General features: G+C 71.7%; 15 protein-coding genes. 7 read left to right on the top strand and 8 right to left on the bottom strand.

Going from position 1 to position 17,844, the window contains the following annotated elements; translation table 11 throughout:
• From hisB to hisD, 3 genes are read right to left on the bottom strand one after another with little or no spacing between them, the layout of a single operon-like run.
• The gene (gene hisB / locus ABZ930_RS17465; RefSeq protein WP_351443705.1) at positions 1–594 is read right to left on the bottom strand and encodes an imidazoleglycerol-phosphate dehydratase HisB; all 594 of its coding nucleotides are present in this window, start codon (positions 592–594) and stop codon (positions 1–3) included.
• Entirely contained in the window at positions 591–1,691 is a 1,101-nt protein-coding gene (locus ABZ930_RS17460) for a histidinol-phosphate transaminase (RefSeq protein WP_361548505.1), read from the bottom strand. Before ABZ930_RS17460 ends, hisB begins: the two co-directional genes overlap by 4 nt.
• Complete coding sequence (hisD, locus tag ABZ930_RS17455; RefSeq protein ID WP_361548502.1) at positions 1,688–3,013, bottom strand: histidinol dehydrogenase; 1,326 nt, start codon at positions 3,011–3,013, stop codon at positions 1,688–1,690. Before hisD ends, ABZ930_RS17460 begins: the two co-directional genes overlap by 4 nt.
• A 317-nt stretch (positions 3,014–3,330) precedes the next feature.
• Here hisD and ABZ930_RS17450 point away from each other — a divergent pair, with 317 nt between their 5' ends.
• From ABZ930_RS17450 to ybaK, 4 genes are all read left to right on the top strand, one after another.
• On the top strand, positions 3,331–4,842 hold the full coding sequence (locus ABZ930_RS17450) for an oxidoreductase (RefSeq protein ID WP_361548587.1): 1,512 nt from the start codon (positions 3,331–3,333) through the stop codon (positions 4,840–4,842).
• Positions 4,843–5,034: 192 nt separating this feature from the next.
• Positions 5,035–6,045, top strand: coding sequence for a hypothetical protein (locus ABZ930_RS17445; RefSeq protein ID WP_361548499.1), 1,011 nt, complete (start codon positions 5,035–5,037; stop codon positions 6,043–6,045).
• Positions 6,046–6,050: 5 nt separating this feature from the next.
• Positions 6,051–6,845, top strand: coding sequence for an LON peptidase substrate-binding domain-containing protein (locus tag ABZ930_RS17440; protein ID WP_361548496.1), 795 nt, complete (start codon positions 6,051–6,053; stop codon positions 6,843–6,845).
• An 18-nt stretch (positions 6,846–6,863) separates the two neighbouring features.
• The gene (ybaK, locus tag ABZ930_RS17435) at positions 6,864–7,367 is read left to right on the top strand and encodes a Cys-tRNA(Pro) deacylase (protein ID WP_361548493.1); all 504 of its coding nucleotides are present in this window, start codon (positions 6,864–6,866) and stop codon (positions 7,365–7,367) included.
• A gap of 186 nt (positions 7,368–7,553) precedes the next feature.
• Here ybaK and ABZ930_RS17430 read toward each other — a convergent pair whose 3' ends face one another.
• From ABZ930_RS17430 to ABZ930_RS17415, 4 genes are all read right to left on the bottom strand, one after another.
• The gene (locus ABZ930_RS17430) at positions 7,554–8,246 is read right to left on the bottom strand and encodes a DUF2567 domain-containing protein (RefSeq protein WP_361548490.1); all 693 of its coding nucleotides are present in this window, start codon (positions 8,244–8,246) and stop codon (positions 7,554–7,556) included.
• A gap of 34 nt (positions 8,247–8,280) precedes the next feature.
• A complete protein-coding gene (locus tag ABZ930_RS17425) occupies positions 8,281–9,114 on the bottom strand; it encodes an ABC transporter permease (protein ID WP_361548488.1) in 834 nt (277 codons plus the stop codon).
• Positions 9,111–10,091 (bottom strand): ABC transporter ATP-binding protein, encoded by a 981-nt coding sequence (locus tag ABZ930_RS17420; protein ID WP_361548584.1) that lies wholly within the window; start codon positions 10,089–10,091, stop codon positions 9,111–9,113. Before ABZ930_RS17420 ends, ABZ930_RS17425 begins: the two co-directional genes overlap by 4 nt.
• Before the next feature lie 227 nt (positions 10,092–10,318).
• Positions 10,319–11,566 carry an NYN domain-containing protein gene (locus ABZ930_RS17415; RefSeq protein WP_361548485.1) on the bottom strand — a complete coding sequence of 416 codons (1,248 nt, stop codon included), beginning with the start codon at positions 11,564–11,566 and terminating at the stop codon, positions 10,319–10,321.
• Positions 11,567–11,809: 243 nt separating this feature from the next.
• Between ABZ930_RS17415 and ABZ930_RS17410 the strand changes: the two genes are divergently transcribed.
• A complete protein-coding gene (locus ABZ930_RS17410; RefSeq protein WP_361548482.1) occupies positions 11,810–11,974 on the top strand; it encodes a hypothetical protein in 165 nt (54 codons plus the stop codon).
• A gap of 87 nt (positions 11,975–12,061) precedes the next feature.
• Here the strand turns inward: ABZ930_RS17410 and dnaE are convergent, their stop codons facing one another.
• A complete protein-coding gene (gene dnaE, locus ABZ930_RS17405; protein WP_361548479.1) occupies positions 12,062–15,601 on the bottom strand; it encodes a DNA polymerase III subunit alpha in 3,540 nt (1,179 codons plus the stop codon).
• Positions 15,602–15,778: 177 nt separating this feature from the next.
• On the opposite strand from dnaE, the gene ABZ930_RS17400 reads away from it, so the two are divergent.
• Both ABZ930_RS17400 and ABZ930_RS17395 read left to right on the top strand, forming a co-directional pair.
• Positions 15,779–17,104 (top strand): DUF2252 domain-containing protein, encoded by a 1,326-nt coding sequence (locus ABZ930_RS17400; RefSeq protein WP_361548476.1) that lies wholly within the window; start codon positions 15,779–15,781, stop codon positions 17,102–17,104.
• A 37-nt stretch (positions 17,105–17,141) separates the two neighbouring features.
• Positions 17,142–17,840 (top strand): hypothetical protein, encoded by a 699-nt coding sequence (locus ABZ930_RS17395; RefSeq protein ID WP_361548473.1) that lies wholly within the window; start codon positions 17,142–17,144, stop codon positions 17,838–17,840.
• Positions 17,841–17,844 lie beyond the last annotated feature (4 nt).

The raw sequence follows: 17,844 nt of genomic DNA, 5'->3' as shown, positions 1-17,844 counted from the left end.
CTACAGGGCACCCTTCGTCGAGGGGAGGATGCCGGCCGCGCGCGGGTCCCGCTCGGAGGCGTAGCGCAGCGCGCGGGCGAGGGCCTTGAACTGGCACTCCACGATGTGGTGGGCGTTGCGCCCGTACGGGACGTGGACGTGCAGGGCGATCTGCGCCTGCGCGACGAAGGACTCCAGGATGTGCCGGGTCATCGTCGTGTCGTACTCGCCGATCATCGGCGCCATCTTCTCGGGCTCGGTGTGCACGAGGTAGGGGCGGCCGGAGAGGTCGACGGTGACCTGGGCGAGGGACTCGTCCAGCGGGACGGTGCAGTTGCCGAAGCGGTAGATGCCGACCTTGTCGCCGAGCGCCTGCTTGAAGGCGGCGCCGAGGGCGAGGGCGGTGTCCTCGATGGTGTGGTGCGAGTCGATGTGCAGGTCGCCCTCGGTCTTGACCGTGAGGTCGAAGAGGCCGTGGCGGCCGAGCTGGTCGAGCATGTGGTCGTAGAAGCCGACCCCGGTCGACACGTCGACCTTGCCGCTGCCGTCGAGGTCGATCTCGACGAGAACGGACGTCTCCTTGGTGGTGCGCTCTACGCGTCCTACCCGGCTCATGCGCCGAACTCCTTCTTCACTTCACGGGCCGCGTCCAGGAACGCGTCGTTCTCTTCGGGGGTGCCGACCGACATCCGCAGCCGTCCCGGCACTCCGTTGTCCCGGATCAGGACGCCGCGGTCGAGGATGAACTGCCAGACCGCGTGGGGGTCTTCGAACACGCCGAACTGGATGAAGTTGGCGTCGGCGACGGTGACGTCGAAGCCGAGCCCCCTCAGCTCGTCGACGACCCGGTCGCGCTCGGCCTTCAGCTGCTCCACGTACTGGAGCAGGGTGTCGGTGTACTCCAGGGCGGCGAGCGCCGTCGCCTGGTTCACGGCCGACAGGTGGTAGGGCAGGCGCACCAGCTGGACCGCGTCGACCACGGCCGGGTCGGCGGCGAGGTAGCCGAGGCGCAGGCCCGCGGCGCCGAACGCCTTCGACATGGTGCGCGAGATGACGAGGTTCGGGCGTCCCTCGATCAGTTCGAGCAGGGACGCGCCGTGGCTGAACTCGGTGTACGCCTCGTCGACGATCACCATCGCGTCCCGGCCGGCCGCCTCGTACAGCGCGAGGACGTCCTCGCGTGCCACGGCGTTGCCGGTGGGGTTGTTGGGGCTGGTGATGAAGACGACGCTGGGGCGGTGGGTGCGGATCGCCTCGACGGCGCCGGGCACGTCCAGCGAGAAGTCGTCCTTGCGCGGAGCGCTCACCCAGCCGGTGTTGGTGCCGCGGGCGAGCAGCGGGTGCATCGAGTACGAGGGCTCGAAGCCGAGCGCGGTGCGGCCGGGGCCGCCGAACGCCTGGAGGAGCTGCTGGAGCACCTCGTTCGACCCGTTGGCCGCCCAGACCTGCTCGAAGGCGACCGGGTGGCCTGTGGTGCGGGTCAGGTACCGGGCCAGCTCGGTGCGCAGCTCGACGGCGTCGCGGTCCGGGTAGCGGTTGAGGGTGCGGGCCGCGTCCGCGACCCGCTCCGCGATGCGCGCGACGAGCGGCTCGGGCAGCGGGTACGGGTTCTCGTTCGTGTTCAGCCGGACGGCGACGTCGAGCTGGGGCGCGCCGTAGGGGGACTTGCCGCGCAGTTCGTCGCGGACGGGAAGGTCGTCGATGGTCGTCACTTGTCCGTCGGCACCTTCCACCCGAAGCGGGCCTTGACGGCGGCGCCGTGCGCGGGCAGGTCCTCGGCCTCGGCCAGCGTCACCACGGTGTGGGCGACCTCGGCGAGGGCGTCCTTCGTGTAGTCGACGATGTGGATGCCGCGCAGGAAGGACTGGACGGACAGGCCGGAGGAGTGGCAGGCGCAGCCGCCGGTCGGCAGCACGTGGTTCGACCCCGCGGCGTAGTCCCCGAGGGAGACCGGCGCCCACGGGCCGACGAAGACCGCCCCCGCGTTCTTCACGCGCTGGGCGACGGCGGCGGCGTCCGCGGTCTGGATCTCCAGGTGCTCGGCGCCGTACGCGTCGACGACCTTGAGGCCGTCGTCGATCGAGTCCACGAGGACGATCGCGGACTGCTCGCCCTTGAGGGCGGGCAGGATCCGGTCCTCGACGTGCTTGGTCGCGGCGACCTGCGGCTCCAGCTCGCGCTCGACGGCGGCGGCCAGCTCCTCGCTGTCGGTGACGAGGACGGCGGCGGCCAGCGGGTCGTGCTCGGCCTGGCTGATCAGGTCGGAGGCGACGTGCGCCGGGTCGGCGGTGGCGTCGGCGAGGACCGCGATCTCGGTCGGACCGGCCTCGGCGTCGATGCCGATCCGGCCGGTGAAGTAGCGCTTGGCGGCGGCGACCCAGATGTTGCCCGGGCCGGTCACCATGTTCGCGGGCGGGCAGGACTCGGTGCCGTACGCGAACATCGCGACGGCGGTGGCGCCGCCGGCCGCGTACACCTCGTCGACGCCGAGCAGCGCGCAGGCCGCCAGGATCGTCGGGTGCGGCAGGCCGCCGAACTCCTTCTGCGGCGGCGAGGCGAGCGCGATCGACTCGACGCCGGCCTCCTGCGCCGGTACGGCGTTCATGATCACGGACGACGGGTAGACGGACCGGCCGCCCGGCGCGTACAGGCCGACGCGCTCGACCGGCACCCACTTCTCGGTGACCGAGCCACCGGGCACGACCTGCGTGGTGTGGCCGGTGCGGCGCTGCTCGCGGTGGACGATGCGGGCCCGGCGGATGGACTCCTCAAGGGCCGCGCGGACGGCCGGGTCGAGGTCGGCGAGGGCCTTGGCCAGGGCCTCGGCCGGCACGCGCACCGACTCCAGCGTCACTCCGTCGAACTTCTCCCCGTACTCGATCAGCGCCGCGTCGCCGCGATGATGCACGTCCTCGCAGATCGGACGCACCTTCTCCAGGGCGGCCGAGACGTCGAAGTCGGCTCGGGGCAGCAGCGAGCGCAGGGCCTGGCCCTCGGGGAGGGCGGCGCCGCGCAGATCGATTCGAGAGATCACGCACCAATTCTCTCAGACGCGCATCGGCCGCCGGTGGCCCGTATCAGTGACTGATACACGTGCGGTTTCAGCCGTTGTTCCGGGACCGGAGGATGACCTTCACCCCTGGCGTTCAAGCTGTCACCCAGCGGGCATGACCGGTCGTACACAACCCGTGGGTAGCAGATGCCGGCGGGGCGGACGGGACGGGCGGAGCGCGACGGCACATCGAGAACATCGTGGGCGTACGGGGAGGCAGGACAGGCGTGGTCGACGGGACGACGACCGGCGGCGGCAATGGCGACGTGCCGGACGGGCTGACCGCAGCGGAGGTCGGGATGTGGCAGGCGTTCCGCAACGGAAGCGTCTACGACCTGCGGACGGGCGGCAGGGCCGTCGACGATCCGCACGGCGGGCACCCGTGGGGCCCCGACCGCAGCGTGCGGGCGCGGATCGTGGCGTGGCTGCTGCTCGCCGGGCCGCCGGCCCTGGACGGCCGGGTGTCCTCGCTGAAGCTCCAGGGCGTGCAGATCACGGACGTGCTCGATCTCGCGGGCGGCACGATCGAGCCGTACGTGGAGCTGAAGGACTGCCGCTTCGAGAAGGAGGTGCTGCTACCCGAGGCGCACTTCACGACGCTCCGGCTGGTGAACTGCTCGGTGCCGCGCCTGGAGGCCGCCCGGGTGCACACCGAGGGCGATCTGCATCTGCCCCGCTCGCGGTTCCACACCGGAGTCCGGCTCACCGACGCGCACATCGGCACGGACCTGCTGCTCAATCAGGCGGTGGCGTTCCGCGACCGGACCGGCAAGTCGATAGCCGGGGACGGGATGTCGGTCGGCCAGGACCTCCAGGCCGAGATGCTGGAGACGCACGGCGAGCTGAGCCTGCGCGGCGCGACGGTGGGCGTCTCGCTGTCCCTGCGCGGCAGCCGGCTGAGCAACACGCAGGGGCGGCGCGCGCTGAACGCCCCGCAGCTGACGGTCGAGCGCACCCTGTACCTGACCCCCGCGGGGGTGGGCAATCCGTTCCAGGCCGGTGGCACCCCGGCCCAGGGCACCCGGGTGCAGCGGTTCGAGTGCGTGGGCGGCCTCCGCCTCGACGACGGGCGCTTCGGCGACGCCATCGACCTGGACGCGGCCCGCTTCACGCTCCGGCACGACCAGGAGGTGTCCCTGCGCCGGGTGCAGACCCCCGAGCTGCGCTTCACCGGGGAGCGGCCGGAGCGCGGCCTCGTCGTGCTGAACGGCGCGAAGGTCGTCAACCTGGTCGACAAGGCGACGAGCTGGCCGGTCGCGGGGCAGTTCCGGGTCTTCGGCCTCACGTACGAGAACCTGATCCCGATCGGCGCCTTCCCGCTGCGCCGCAGGCTGTGCTGGCTCTCCGACGCCACCCCCGAGTACCGGCCCGAGCCGTACGAGCAGCTCGCCACCATCCTGCGCAACAGCGGGGAGGACGCCGACGCCCGCGAGGTGCTGCTCGCCAAGCAGCGGCGCCGCCGCGAGACGCTGCCGGTGGCGGCCAAGGTGTGGGGCTACATCCAGGACTGGACGGTCGCCTACGGGTACCGGCCGGGCCGGGCCGCCGTCTGGATGGCCGTGCTGTGGGCGGTCAGCACGGTCGCCTTCAGCCGTGCCGACCATCCGCCCCTGCACAAGGGAGAGGGCCCGAACTGGGATCCGGCCCTCTTCGCGCTCGACCTCCTGCTCCCGGTGATCGACCTGGGCCAGGCGGCCAGCTGGCAGCTGGCCGGCGGCTGGCAGTGGCTGGCGGCCGTCCTGATCATGCTCGGCTGGATCCTGGCGACAACAGTCGCAGCAGGCGCCACCCGCCTCCTCCGCCGCAACTGACCCCTCACCCCCCCAGCGCGGGGCAAGCGCTCAATCGGGCCCGAGCCCCGCCCCACCCGCCCAGCAGACTCACAGCTCGACCCGTGACCCCGACCCCGCCCCAAACCGTTACCGCTCCACAAGCAACCATGACCCCCCAGAGCCCGTCATCCCAGGGCAGCAACCAGGCCCGCCAAAGAGGAGGACGCGGACATGCCCCTGCTCCGCGCCCTCATCCGCACAGCCCGCATGATCCGCCACACGGCCTCCCTGGCCGAAGGCCTCCCCCCGGACGACGACATCCTCCTCGACGCCCCCGACGACCGCCTCGCCACAGCCCTGGCCGCGGCGGGCCACAGAGACCACGGCCCGGCGGCAGAACTCCTCGCCCACACCCGCGAGGCCGCCGAGTGGGAGAACCGCGACCGGTACGTCCAGCGCCTCGCCGCCTTCGCCGCCGCCCGCCCCGAGTGGTTCACGGCCTGGCAGTCGGCCGCCCCGCACGACCCCGACCTGCTCCTGGTCAAGGCGGAGGTCGCGGTCGCCCGCGCCTTCGGCTCCCCGGCCCGCGCCGAACTGCTCCGCGACGTCACCCCGCTGATCCTGGCCGCGGCCGACGCCGACCGCCGCGACCCGGTCCCCTGGCGCCTCGCCCTGGACCACGCCCGCGGCGCGAACGCCTCGCACACCGTCTTCGAGGAGCTGTGGACCCAGGCGGTGCGCCGCGCCACGCACCACTACGGCTGCCATGTCGCGGCCCTGCAGTACCTGTCGGCCGCCTGGTACGGCTCGCACGCGGAGTGCTTCGACTTCGCCGAGCGCGCCGCCGAGGACGCGCTGCCCGGCTCCCTGCTCCAGGCCCTCCCGGCCCGCGCCGCCTTCGCCTACCTCACCGCGCAGTCCCCGCAGGGCATCCCGCGGGCCCGCCTGGACGCGGCGGCCGATCTCGCCGTCGGGCTCTCGGCCACGTACGACGGCGCGGACCCCTGGCCCGCCGAGGTGCGCAATCTGCTGGCCTGCGTCCTGATCCACCTCGAGCGCTGGCCGGACGCCCTGGACCAGCTGCGTCTCATCGGCCCGTACGCGACCTCGTTCCCCTGGGACCGGCTCTCCGACGACCCGCTGGGCGAGTTCCTGCACCTGCGCGACGGCGTCCGTCTGGAGGTCGCGGCGGCGCTCCCGCTGCTCGGCGGACCGCGGACCTCCGACGACCATTACTCTTGACCGTCGTGACCACCGTCCGGCTTCCGCTCTTCCCGCTCAACTCGGTGCTGTTCCCCGGGCTCGTGCTCCCGCTGAACATCTTCGAGGAGCGTTATCGCGCCCTGATGCGCGACCTGTTGAAGGACTCCCCTTCCGGGCCCGCCGACCCCGACGACCCCGACGCCGATCCGGCCGTCTCCGACGAGCCGCGCAACTTCGTGGTCGTGGCGATCCGCGACGGCCACGAGGTCGCGCCGAGCGCCGCCGGCATGCCGGACGACCTCACCACGAAGGAGGCCGGCGCGGGCCCCGCGGCCGGCTTCGGCGACGACCCGATCAGCTCCTTCCACTCCGTCGGCTGCATCGCCGACGCGGCGACGATCCGCGAGCGCGCCGACGGCAGCTTCGAGGTGCTGGCGACCGGCACCCAGCGCGTCGCGCTGCACTCGGTGGACGCCTCGGGCCCGTACCTCACCGCGGAGGTGGAGGTGCTGCCGGACGACGACGGCGCCGAGGCGGGAGCCCTGGCCGAGGGCGTGCTGCGGGCGTTCCGCTCGTACCAGAAGCGGCTCGCGGGCGCCCGGGAGCGGACCCTGACCACGGGCGCGGAGCTGCCGGACGAGCCGTCGGTGGTGTCGTACCTGGTCGCCGCCGCCGCGGTGCTCGACGTACCGACGCGGCAGCGGCTCCTGGAGGCAGGTGACGTGGCGACCCGGCTGCGCGAGGAGCTGAAGCTGCTGCGCGCCGAGACGGCGATCATCCGGCATCTGCCGTCGCTGCCCGCGACGGACCTCACCAGACAGGCGACCAGCCTCAACTGACCTGAAGGACACGGCACGTTGGCGAAGAAGTCCAAGAAGCAGCAGCAGTCCGGCGGTACTCCGGCGACGGTCGCGCTGACGGCCGCGGGCACCGCCTTCACCGTGCACTCCTACGAGCACGACCCGGCCCATCCCAGTTACGGCGAGGAGGCGGCCGAGGCGATGGGCGTCTCCCCCGACCGGGTCTTCAAGACGCTCGTCGCGGATGTCGACGGCCGGCTCACGGTCGCCGTCGTGCCGGTGGCGGGCCAGCTCGATCTGAAGGCACTCGCCGCGGCGGTCGGCGGCAAGCGGGCCGCGATGGCCGACCCGGCGCTCGCCGAGCGCACCACCGGTTACGTACGCGGCGGCATCTCCCCGCTGGGCCAGCGCAAGCAGCTGCCGACGGTCATCGACGCGTCGGCGGCGGAGCACCCGACCATCTGTGTCTCGGGGGGCCGCCGCGGCCTGGAGGTCGAGCTGGCGGCCGCGGACCTGGCGGCGCTCACCGGCGCGGTGCTCGCGCCCGTCGGGCGTGCGTGACCCCTCGACGGATCCCGTCGCTTCGGCTAAGCACCAAGGACATGTCGAAGAGGACGCGCAAGCGCAAGTGGCGGATCAAGAAGGGCAAGGCCAATCACGGGCGCCGGCCCGCCTGACGTTCAGCGCGCACGAAAAAAGGCCGGGGACGCCGTCGAGCGACAGCGTTCCCGGCCGGGCACGAGGTCCCTACATCGGGGAGCCCTGGGCCCCCGGGTCCGGCTCCGGGCCCCGCGGCGCGTAGTACTCCGCGTACGGGTCGGGGTCGCGCGGCCCGAAGAGCCCGGTGAGCGCGAGGTGGACGACCGTCGCGGCCAGCGGCCACGCCAGCAGCGCGCCCTTGGCCTTCAGTTCGAGGGGCGCGTCGAACACGACGCCCTTGCCGACCTCCTTGGCGTGGGCGGCGACGTCCCGGGCCGGTCCGAGCCAGATCCCGAACCGCCAGGCGATCACCCCGCCGAGCAACGCGCCCAGCGCGAGCGCCACGACGATCCCGATGCCGCCGCGCCGTCGCCACAGGAAGACGAGCGGGGCGGTCACGGCGCCGAACGCGAGCCCGAGCAGCGCGAACGTGCCGTCGATCCCGATGGCCTGCTCGCCCTCGCTGTCCTTGAGGTAGACGGCCGAGCTGTCGGAGACCAGCGGCACGCGCGGCGCGAGCCACAGCCAGAGCACGCCGAGGAGCAGCCCGACCAGGGCGACACCGACGAACACGACGACGGCCTCGCGCAGCTCGGCCTTCAGTCCGGGCCCGTCCTCACGGGCCGGGGACGGCGCGGGCGGCGGCAGATGGCCGGCCATCGGGTCCGGGGCCTGCCACGGGTTCCCGTGCCCGTTGTCGTCCGGGGGTTGATGCGGCGGCGGTGTCAGCGGTGCGGTCACCCTGCCATCGTGCCAGGCGTGTCGGCCGGGCGCGTCACCGGACGGCCGCCCGACGGTACGCCCAGGTCGCCACGGCCAGCGAGGCGACGCCGACGGCGGCGCAGACGCCCAGGTCGAGCAGGACGGTGGGCCAGTCGGGGTGGTCGCCGAAGGTGCGGGCGAAGGCCTCGACACCGTACGTGGACGGCAGCAGATCGCGGGCCCAGCGCACCGCGTCGGGCATCCGGTCGGCGGGCAGCACGCCGAGCAGCAGTGCCGCCGACATGCCCAACTGGCCGAGCAGGGTGGCGAGTTCCGGCCGGGGCGCGAGCAGTCCGAGCGCGGCGCCGAGCCCGGCGAGGGCGGCTCCGGCGAGCGGGATCACGGCGGCGAGCACCCACAGATGGGCGAGCGGCAGATCGAACATCGCGCAGCCGACGACCGCGGTGACCACGGTGCCCGGCACGGTGAACGACGCGTAGGCGCCGGCCGCGCCCAGGACCACGGAGGCGGGCGGCACCGGCAGCGTCGCGTAGTGGTCGAGTCCGCCGGCCGCGCGCAACTGGCCGAAGTACTGGGCCAGCAGGTTCAGCGCGACGAACGCCACGACCAGCACGGCGGACCCGGCGACCACGGCCTGGGCCTCGCGGCCGCCCTGGTCGACGACGCCGCGCATCAGGATCATGATGCCGATGGACTGGAAGGTCGCCACGAAGAGCAGCGGGATCCGGGCGACTCTGGCCCGGGAGAGCTGGGCGCGGTAGACGGCGGCGAGCGACGGCAGGAACCGGGCCCGCGGCGCGAGCCCCTCCTCGCCGTGGCCGGCTCCCGGGTCCGCGGTGACGGCCGGTTCGACGGTCCGCATCGCGTCGGCGGATACGACACTCATGCCTTCACCAGGCCCTTCACGCCGCTGCGGCTGCCGCCGAGCGCCAAGTACACGTCCTCCAGGCTCGGGGTGGCGAGCGTGAAGTCGTCGAGGAAGTCGAAGGCCGGGCCGCCGGTGACGGCGGCGACGGCGCGGCGGGCCTCGTCGGGGGCGAGCCGCAGCGACCAGCGCCGCCCGGACTCGACGGCGTGCTCGCGCAGCCGCGCGACCTCTGCCAGGTCCATCGGCGCCTTCTCCCGCCAGACCAGTTCGACCCGCACCTCGCCCGCGACGCGTTCCTTCAGCCCGGCGGGCGTGTCGCAGGCGATGACGCGACCCTGGTCCATCACGGCGACCCGGTCGAGGACCGTCTCGGCCTCGATGACATTGTGGGTGACGAGGAGCACGGTGGTGCCGCGCTCGGCGCGTCTGCGGTCCACGGCCGCCCAGACGGCCCGCCGGGCGACGGGGTCCATGCCGGTGGTCGGCTCGTCGAGCACGAGCAGCGGCCGTTCACCGACCAGGACGGCGGCGAAGCAGGCGAGCCGCCGCTGTCCGCCGGACAGCTTCTTGAGCGGCCGTCCGGCGATCGCGGTGATGCCGAGTTCGTCGAGGACGTCGTCGCGCGCGGCCCGGGCCTCCTTGAGGCTGAGCCCGCGCAGCCGTCCGGTGGTCTCGGCGGCGAGGGAGACGGTCAGCTCGTCGAGGGCGGTCGACTCCTGGCCGAGGTAGGCGAGGATCCGCGAGGCCCGCTCGGGATGGCGCACGATGTCGTGCCCGAGGATCCGCACGCTTCCGGCGTCCGGCCGCATGAGCCCGGTCAGCTGTCGTACGAGGGTGGACTTCCCGGCGCCGTTCGGCCCGAGGAGGCCGAAGATCTCGCCGCGCGCGATGTCGAGCCGGACCTCGTCGGTGGCCCGCACCTCGGGCGTCCCGGGCACTCCGCGCCGCCCGCGCGAGGGCGGATAGGTCTTCCGCAGCCCCCGCACCGAGCACACGACGGCACCCCTGTCATGCTCCAGGGCGGGCTCACCGGTGCGCGTACTCACGAGGAACGAGAGTACGGGGTCGGGGCCCGCACATTGCGCGCGGGTGCGGCAAAAAGCACCCTGAAGGGGCGCGGGACTGTGCCATCGGCGGCTCCGCCGCGGGGCGCGACCAGCCACGACGCACCCGCAGACGCCACTCGGCAACAACACCGCAGACGGCACGGCGAACCCGGCGATCAGTCCCCCGCGGCAGCGTGCTCGGCCCCGGTCCGCACATCGACCTCCCGCCAGAACCCGGCCCGGATCGCGTACCGGTCGTGCTCGTCGATCTGGTCGTCCTTGTGGGCGAGGAGCCCGAACCGCGCGGCGTACCGCAGCAGCTCCCCGTCGATGCGGTGCGGCACCCGGGGGTACATGGTCGACAGTTTCTGCAGCTGTGTCTGATCACCCAGCCGGCCCATCCACCGCCGGGCGAAGACCTGCCCCACCTCGTACGGATCGCCGCCGACCGTGGTGATGTCCTCCTCGCGGTCGGCCCAGCGCTGCTCGGCGGTGGTGAGCTGCGCCAGGGTCGGCAGGGACGCGGACTCGGGGGGCTCGCCGCCCCCGCCGGGCCGCTCGACCCAGCCCTTGTCGGAGGACCAGCGCAGCGTCGCGTTGGCCGGGGCGGGATGCGGGGCGGGCTGGGTGCCGGGCGCGCGCAGGGCGGCCAGGTCCTTCGGGGTGGGCACGCCCCTGCCGGTGCCGGAGCGGTCCTCCGGGTCGCTCCCGGGCCGCTCGGCGCGCTCGGCGGGGGCGTGCTGGACGGGCGGCGCGTCGGCGTCCCGGTCGGCGAGGCGGCCGGTGGCGGCGGGCGCGGACTCGGGCAGCGGCGCGGAGAGGATGGCGGCGATCTCGGGGCGCGGCGCGGGCGGCGGGGCGCAGATGCCGCTGAGTTCCTTGGCGCGGACGGCCTTGGTGATCCAGGTCCGGTCGAGCACCCGGCGTTCGTCGGCCTCGGCGACGAGGTCCTCGGACTGGTTGTAGTCGCCGTCGGCGGCCTGGACGGCCCAGAGGTGGACGGCGACGCCGTGCTCCTTGGCGGCCATCATGCCGGGCAGCAGATCGCCGTCGCCGGTGACCAGGACGACGTCGGAGCAGGCGCGGTTGCGCGCCAGCTCGGTCAGCTCGGCGTGCATCGCGGCGTCGACGCCCTTCTGCGCCCAGCGTCCGTCGCTGCGGGTCAGGGCGCCGAGCCGCACGGTGACCCGGGGCATCACGCGCAGCCTGCGGTGCTCGGGCTGCGGGACCCGGTCGGGGGCGCCGTCGAACCAGTAGATGCGCAGCAACTGGCGCTCGGTCTCGGACTCGGCGCGTTCGCGCAGCCCCTGGATGAGGGCGGCGTGGTCGACATGGATCCGGGACCGGGACGGCTCACCCGCGAGAAGACTCGCGGCAGCGCCCAGCAGATACCCGGCGTCCACCAGGACGATGCAACGGTCCACGCGGTCCACCCTCTTTCGCCGACACGCCCGTGCGTTCGCTTCGGGTTTCCTTCGAGTCTGCCCGACGGCGCGGGGCTTAACGGCCCGAACTCGATCTTCGGCGTGGCGGAAGGCGTGAAGGTGGCGCGAACAGGACCCGAACCCTCTGCTACGCACGGTAATAATCCGAAATGCGGTCTTGTTCCCCCTATGTGAGTCTGAAACCGGCCCTGGCCCCTAGTTCCCCCGCAGGAGGCAATCACCATGGCCAAGAACCGCAAGCAGAACCGCAATCAGCAGCAGAAGTCGGCAGAGCCGCAGGAGCAGGCCCGGTCGTCCGCCATGGAGGCCGAGGCGAAGTCGGCCATCCAGGCCACACCGGGGGATGTGGCCCGCAAGCACCGCGAGCGCCGCTTCGGGCACAACTGACGTACGCCGCGACACGGTCGCGGCACGGCGAGGGCCGCACCCGGATGTCCGGGTGCGGCCCTCGCGCCGTGTCCGCCGCCCTGGGGGTCAGCCCGCCAGGCAGGACGGGCCGAGCAGCACCTTCAGGTCGCCGTAGAGCGCCGGGTCCGGCTTGACCCGGTGCCGGTCGAGCCGGAGGACCGTGGTCTTGCGCGGGCCCTGGAGCTTGATCCGCACCTCGCTGTCGCCCCGGTGGTTGGAGAGGATCTCGCCGAGGCGGCTGACCATCGGCGGGGTCACCTTCAGGGCGGGGATGGTGAGGATCACCGGTGCGTTCGTCCCCGCGTTCGACAGGTCGGGGACCTGCATCTCCATGGCGACCAGGCGCGGCACGTCCTCGCGCTTGTCGAGGCGGCCCTTGACGAAGACGACCGCGTCCTCGACGAGCTGGGTGGAGACCAGCTGGTAGGTGGCCGGGAAGAACATGCACTCGATGGAGCCGGCGAGGTCCTCGACGGTCGCGATCGCCCAGGCGTTGCCCTGCTTGGTCATCTTGCGCTGGAGGCCCGAGATGATGCCGCCGACCGTGACGACCGCGCCGTCGCCGAAGTCACCGCCGGTGAGCTGCCCGATGCCCGCGTCCGCCTTGTCGGACAGCACGTGCTCCAGGCCGAAGAGCGGGTGGTCGGAGACGTACAGGCCGAGCATCTCGCGCTCCTGGGCGAGCAGGTACGTCTTGTCCCACTCGTCGGTGGAGAACTCGACGTCGAGCCCGAAGCCCGGGGCGTCGCTCTCCTCGTCGGCGCCGCCGAAGAGGTCGAACTGCCCTTCCGCTTCCTTCCTCTTGACCGCCACGACGTTGTCGATCATCGGCTCGTACTGCGCGGTGAGGCCCTTGCGGGTGTGCCCCATCTCGTCGAAGGCACCCGCCTTGATGAGCGATTCGGTCGTCCTCTTGTTGCACGCGGCGGCCTCGACCTTGTCGAGGTAGTCGGGGAACGAGGAGTACTTCCCCTTGGCCTTGCGGGAGCGGATGATCGCGTCCACGACGTTCGTCCCGACGTTGCGGACCGCCTCCAGGCCGAAGAGGATCACGTCGTCGCCCTGGGCGGCGAAGTTGTGGACCGACTCGTTCACGTTCGGCGGGAGGACCTTGATCTTCATGCGCCGGCACTCGTTGAGATAGACGGCCGACTTGTCCTTGTCGTCCTTCACCGAGGTGAGCAGCGCCGCCATGTACTCGGCCGGGTAGTTCGCCTTCAGGTACGCGGTCCAGTAGGTGACCAGGCCGTACGCGGAGGAGTGCGCCTTGTTGAACGCGTAGCCGGCGAACGGCACCAGGACGTCCCACAGGGCCTGGATCGCCGCGTCGCTGAAGCCGTTCTTCCGGGCGCCCTCCTGGAAGATGGTGAAGTTCTTCGCCAGTTCCTCGGGCTTCTTCTTGCCCATCACGCGGCGCAGGATGTCGGCCTCGCCGAGCGAGTACCCGGCGACGATCTGGGCGGCCTTCTGCACCTGCTCCTGGTACACGATGAGGCCGTAGGTGAGGCCCAGCGTCTCCTTCAGGGGCTCTTCGAGCTCCGGGTGGATCGGCGTGATCTCCTGCCGGGCGTTCTTTCGCTCCGCGTAGTTCGTGTGCGAGTTCATGCCCATCGGGCCCGGCCGGTACAGGGCCGAGACGGCGGAGATGTCCTCGAAGTTGTCGGGCTGCATCTGGCGGAGCAGCGAGCGCATCGGGCCGCCGTCGAACTGGAAGACGCCGAGCGTGTCACCGCGGCAGAGCAGTTCGTACGTCTTGGGGTCGTCCAGGGGCACGGACAGAAGCTCCAGCTTCTTGCCCTTGTTGGCCTCCACCATCTTCACGGCGTCGTCCATGATCGTCAGGTTCCTGAGGCCCAGGAAGTCCATCTTGATCAGGCCGAGCGACTCGCACTGCGGGTAGTCCCACTGCGTGATGGTCACGCCGTCGGTGTGCCGGGTCCACAGCGGGGCGTGGTCGACGATCGGCTCGCTGGACATGATGACGCCGGCGGCGTGCACGCCCATCTGGCGGACCAGGCCCTCGACGCCCTTGGCGGTGTCGATGACCTTCTTGACGTCCGGCTCGTTCTCGTACATCCCCCGGATCTCGCCCGCCTCGCTGTAGCGCGGGTGCGTGGGGTTGGTGATGCCGTCGAGGTCGATGCCCTTGCCGAGGACGTCGGCGGGCATCGCCTTGGTGAGGCGGTCGCCCATCGCGTACGGGTAGCCGAGGACGCGCGCGGAGTCCTTGATCGCGTTCTTGGCCTTGATCTTGCCGTAGGTGCCGATCATGGCGACCTTGTCGGCGCCGTACTTCTCGGTCACGTACCTGATCACTTCGACGCGCCTGCGCTCGTCGAAGTCGATGTCGACGTCGGGCATGGAGACGCGCTCGGGGTTGAGGAACCGCTCGAAGATCAGTCCGTGCTCGATCGGGTCGAGGTCGGTGATGCCCATGGCGTACGAGACGATCGAGCCGGCCGCGGAGCCTCGGCCGGGGCCCACCGCGATGCCGTTGTTCTTGGCCCACATGATGAAGTCGGCGACCACGAGGAAGTAGCCCGGGAACCCCATCTGGATGATGATGTCCATCTCGTAGTCGGCCTGCTTCTGCCGGTCCTCGGGGACGCCACCGGGGAAGCGGCGGTTCATGCCGCGCCGCACTTCCTCCTTGAACCACGTGGTGTTGGTGTAGCCCTCTTCCGGAATGTCGAACTTCGGCATGAGGTCGCGCTTGTCGAACATGCCGGTCGTGTCGATCTGCTCGGCGACCAGCAGGGTGTTGCGGCAGCCCTCCTGCCAGGCGTCCGAGGAGTCGATGGCGTACATCTCGTCGGTCGACTTCAGGTAGTAACCCGTGCCGTCGAACCGGAAGCGGTCCGGGTCCGAGAGGTTCTTGCCGGTCTGGATGCAGAGCAGGGCGTCGTGGGCGACGGACTCGTGCGCGTACGTGTAGTGCGAGTCGTTCGTCACCAGGGGCGGGATGCCGAGCTTCTTGCCGATCTCCAGCAGGCCGTCGCGGACCCGGCGCTCGATCTCGATGCCGTGGTCCATCAGCTCCAGGAAGTACCGGTCCTTGCCGAAGATGTCCTGGTACTCGGAGGCCGCCTTCAGCGCCTCGTCGAACTGGCCGAGGCGCAGCCGGGTCTGCAGCTCACCCGAGGGGCAGCCGGTGGAGGCGATCAGGCCCTCGCTCCACTGGGAGAGGGTCTCCTTGTCCATGCGCGGCCACTTCTGCAGCCAGCCCTCGGCGTACGCGTCCGAGGAGAGCTTGAACAGGTTGTGCAGGCCCTTGCTGTTCGCCGCCCAGATCGTCTTGTGCGTGTAACCGCCCGAACCGGAGATGTCGTCGCGCTTCTGGTGCGGCTGGCCCCACTTGATCTTCCGCTTGTTGCGCCGCGACTCCGGGGCGACGTACGCCTCGATGCCGATGATCGGCGTGACGCCCGCCTTCTGGGCGGAGTGGAAGAAGTCGTACGCCCCGTGCAGGTTGCCGTGGTCGGACATCGCGATGTGCGTCATGCCCATCTCGTTGCACGCGTTGAACATGTCCTTCAGCCGCGCGGCACCGTCCAGCAGCGAGTACTGGGTGTGGACGTGCAGGTGCGTGAAGGGCGGCTTGGACACGGTGTGGGCCTCCTACGGCGAACGCGCGGCGACGGTCTGGGGACAGCTTGGAAGTCTACGACCGGTCTCTGACAATCGTCGGGCACTCCCGAGTACGGTCGGGCGTTGGACAGGTCAGAACACCTGCCCTGCGTGTCACACAGCTCACGCACCATCTGCACCAGGAGGCACCCCGCGATGTCGGACCAGCAGCCCACCGCTGAAGAGCGCGGGGAGCAGATCCTCGCCGTCTTCGACACCGCGTTCGGCGAGCTGCTCGCCGCGGACCCCGCCGCCTTCCGGGTCAAGTTCCGCAAGATGGCCGCCTCGGCCTTCGCCTTCTACCGCGGGACGGCCTGCCTGTTCTACCAGGACCTGGAGCGTGAGCAGCACGGCGGCCCGTACCTGGACGACCGCACCAGCCGGGTGTGGATCCACGGCGACCTGCACGCGGAGAACTTCGGCACGTACATGGATGCGAACGGCCGGCTGGTCTTCAATGTGAACGACTTCGACGAGGCGTACGTCGGCCCCTTCACCTGGGACCTCAAGCGCTTCGCCGCCTCGGTGGCCCTGATCGGCTACGCGAAGGCGTTCAGCGACGAGCAGATCACCGCCCTGGTGCGCACGTACGCGGCGGCCTACCGCGAGCGGGTCCACTCCCTGGCCACCGGCGCGAAGAACGACGAGGTGCCGCCCTTCACCCTGGACACGGCCGAGGGCCCGCTGCTCGGCGCGCTGCGCGACGCCCGCGCGCGGACCCGCTTCGAGCTGCTCGACTCCATGACGGAGATCCGCGACTTCGAGCGCCGCTTCGCCCCCGGCGGCGGCTCCATCGAGCTAGACGCGGCGACGCGCTACAAGGTGCTGGCGGCCTTCGACGGCTATCTGGAGACGCTGCCGGAGTCGTCGCTGACCCGCCCGGACTCGTACCGGGTGAAGGACGTGGTCGGGCGCCGCGGCATCGGGATCGGGTCGGCGGGCCTGCCCTCGTACAACATCCTCCTGGAGGGCAACAGCGACGCCCTGGAGAACGATGTGGTGATCTACGTGAAGCAGGCCCAGACCCCGGCCGTCTCGCGCCACATCACGGACCCGGCGATCCGGGACTACTTCCAGCACGAGGGGCACCGCACGGTCATCTCGCAGCGCGCGCTCCAGGCCCACGCGGACCCGTGGCTCGGCTGGACGGAGCTGAACGGCTCGGGCCAGCTGGTCGCCGAGGTCTCCCCGTACGCGGTGGACCTGGACTGGTCGGACATCGACGACCCGGAGGAGATCGACGCGGTCGTCGCCGACCTCGGCCGGGCCACGGCGACGATGCACGCGGCGGCCGACGACCAGTCCGGCGAGTCGCTGGTGCCGTTCTCCACGGAGCGCGCGATCGACGCGGCGATCGCCGCCGACGAGGACGGTTTCGCGGACCTCCTGGTCGACTTCGCGCACCTCTACGGCGCTCGCGCGCGGGAGGACCACCAGATCTTCGTGGACCTGTTCCGCAACGGCCGGATTCCCGGTCTCTGACGCACAGCCACCCTTTAGGCATCGTTTACCGTCGGCCATGACACACTCCTCGGCGATGGACGACATATCCGGGACCCAGCTCAGAGCCGTGCGCGCGGCGCTCTTCACGGCCGTGGCCGTGACGCTGTCCGCCGCGTCGCACGTGCTGCTGTCCCGGGCCCCGCTGCCGCTGACCACGGTCGGCGCGATCGCCGCCGCCGTGTTCGTGATCGCGTACGCGCTCGCCGGACGTGAGCGCGGCTTCGGGCGGATCGCGGCGCTGCTCGTCCCGCTCGAGCTGGCCGCGGACACGGTCTTCACCACCGGGCAGCACGTCTGTTACGGCGCGGCGGGCGGCCCGGTCGCGGGTCCCCTGCGCTCCTTCGGCTTCGACCTGCTGTGCGCGGGCAACGTGGGCACGCCCCTGGCCCGGATGACCGGCGGCGGCACCGACAGAACCATCGGCCTGCTCGCGCACCCCGGTCCTGCGGCCTCCTGGCTGCTGCTCGGCGCGCACGTCACGGTCGGGCTGCTCGCGGCCCTGTGGCTGCGCCGCGGTGAGCAGGCGCTGGCCCAGCTGCTGCGCGCGCTGGCCGCGTTCGCGTTCCGGCCGCTGATCGTCGCGTGGGCCACGGTCACCGCCCGGGTCGAGCCGGTGTCCGCCGGGCCCCGTCCGGCCACCGCCGTGCCGGCCGCCCGCGTCCGGATCTGGGTGCACTCCGTGGGGCGGCGCGGACCGCCGTGCGCGGCCCTGTAGCCCT

It is taken from the genome of Streptomyces sp. NPDC046716, assembly GCF_040645755.1.
In the GTDB taxonomy this organism is placed as follows: Bacteria; Actinomycetota; Actinomycetes; order Streptomycetales; family Streptomycetaceae; genus Streptomyces.
The sequence above is the reverse complement of the archived record's forward strand: the minus strand, read 5'-3'. Positions and strand labels throughout refer to the sequence as shown.

Excerpts from the sequence above, each read along its gene's own strand:
- hisB (WP_351443705.1), bottom strand. The coding sequence starts at position 594 with ATGAGCCGGGTAGGACGCGTAGAGCGCACCACCAAGGAGACGTCCGTT.
- ABZ930_RS17450 (WP_361548587.1), top strand. The coding sequence starts at position 3,331 with ATGTGGCAGGCGTTCCGCAACGGAAGCGTCTACGACCTGCGGACGGGC.
- ABZ930_RS17445 (WP_361548499.1), top strand. The coding sequence starts at position 5,035 with ATGCCCCTGCTCCGCGCCCTCATCCGCACAGCCCGCATGATCCGCCAC.
- ABZ930_RS17425 (WP_361548488.1), bottom strand. The coding sequence starts at position 9,114 with ATGAGTGTCGTATCCGCCGACGCGATGCGGACCGTCGAACCGGCCGTC.
- ABZ930_RS17410 (WP_361548482.1), top strand. The coding sequence starts at position 11,810 with ATGGCCAAGAACCGCAAGCAGAACCGCAATCAGCAGCAGAAGTCGGCA.
- ABZ930_RS17400 (WP_361548476.1), top strand. The coding sequence starts at position 15,779 with ATGTCGGACCAGCAGCCCACCGCTGAAGAGCGCGGGGAGCAGATCCTC.
- ABZ930_RS17395 (WP_361548473.1), top strand. The coding sequence starts at position 17,142 with ATGACACACTCCTCGGCGATGGACGACATATCCGGGACCCAGCTCAGA.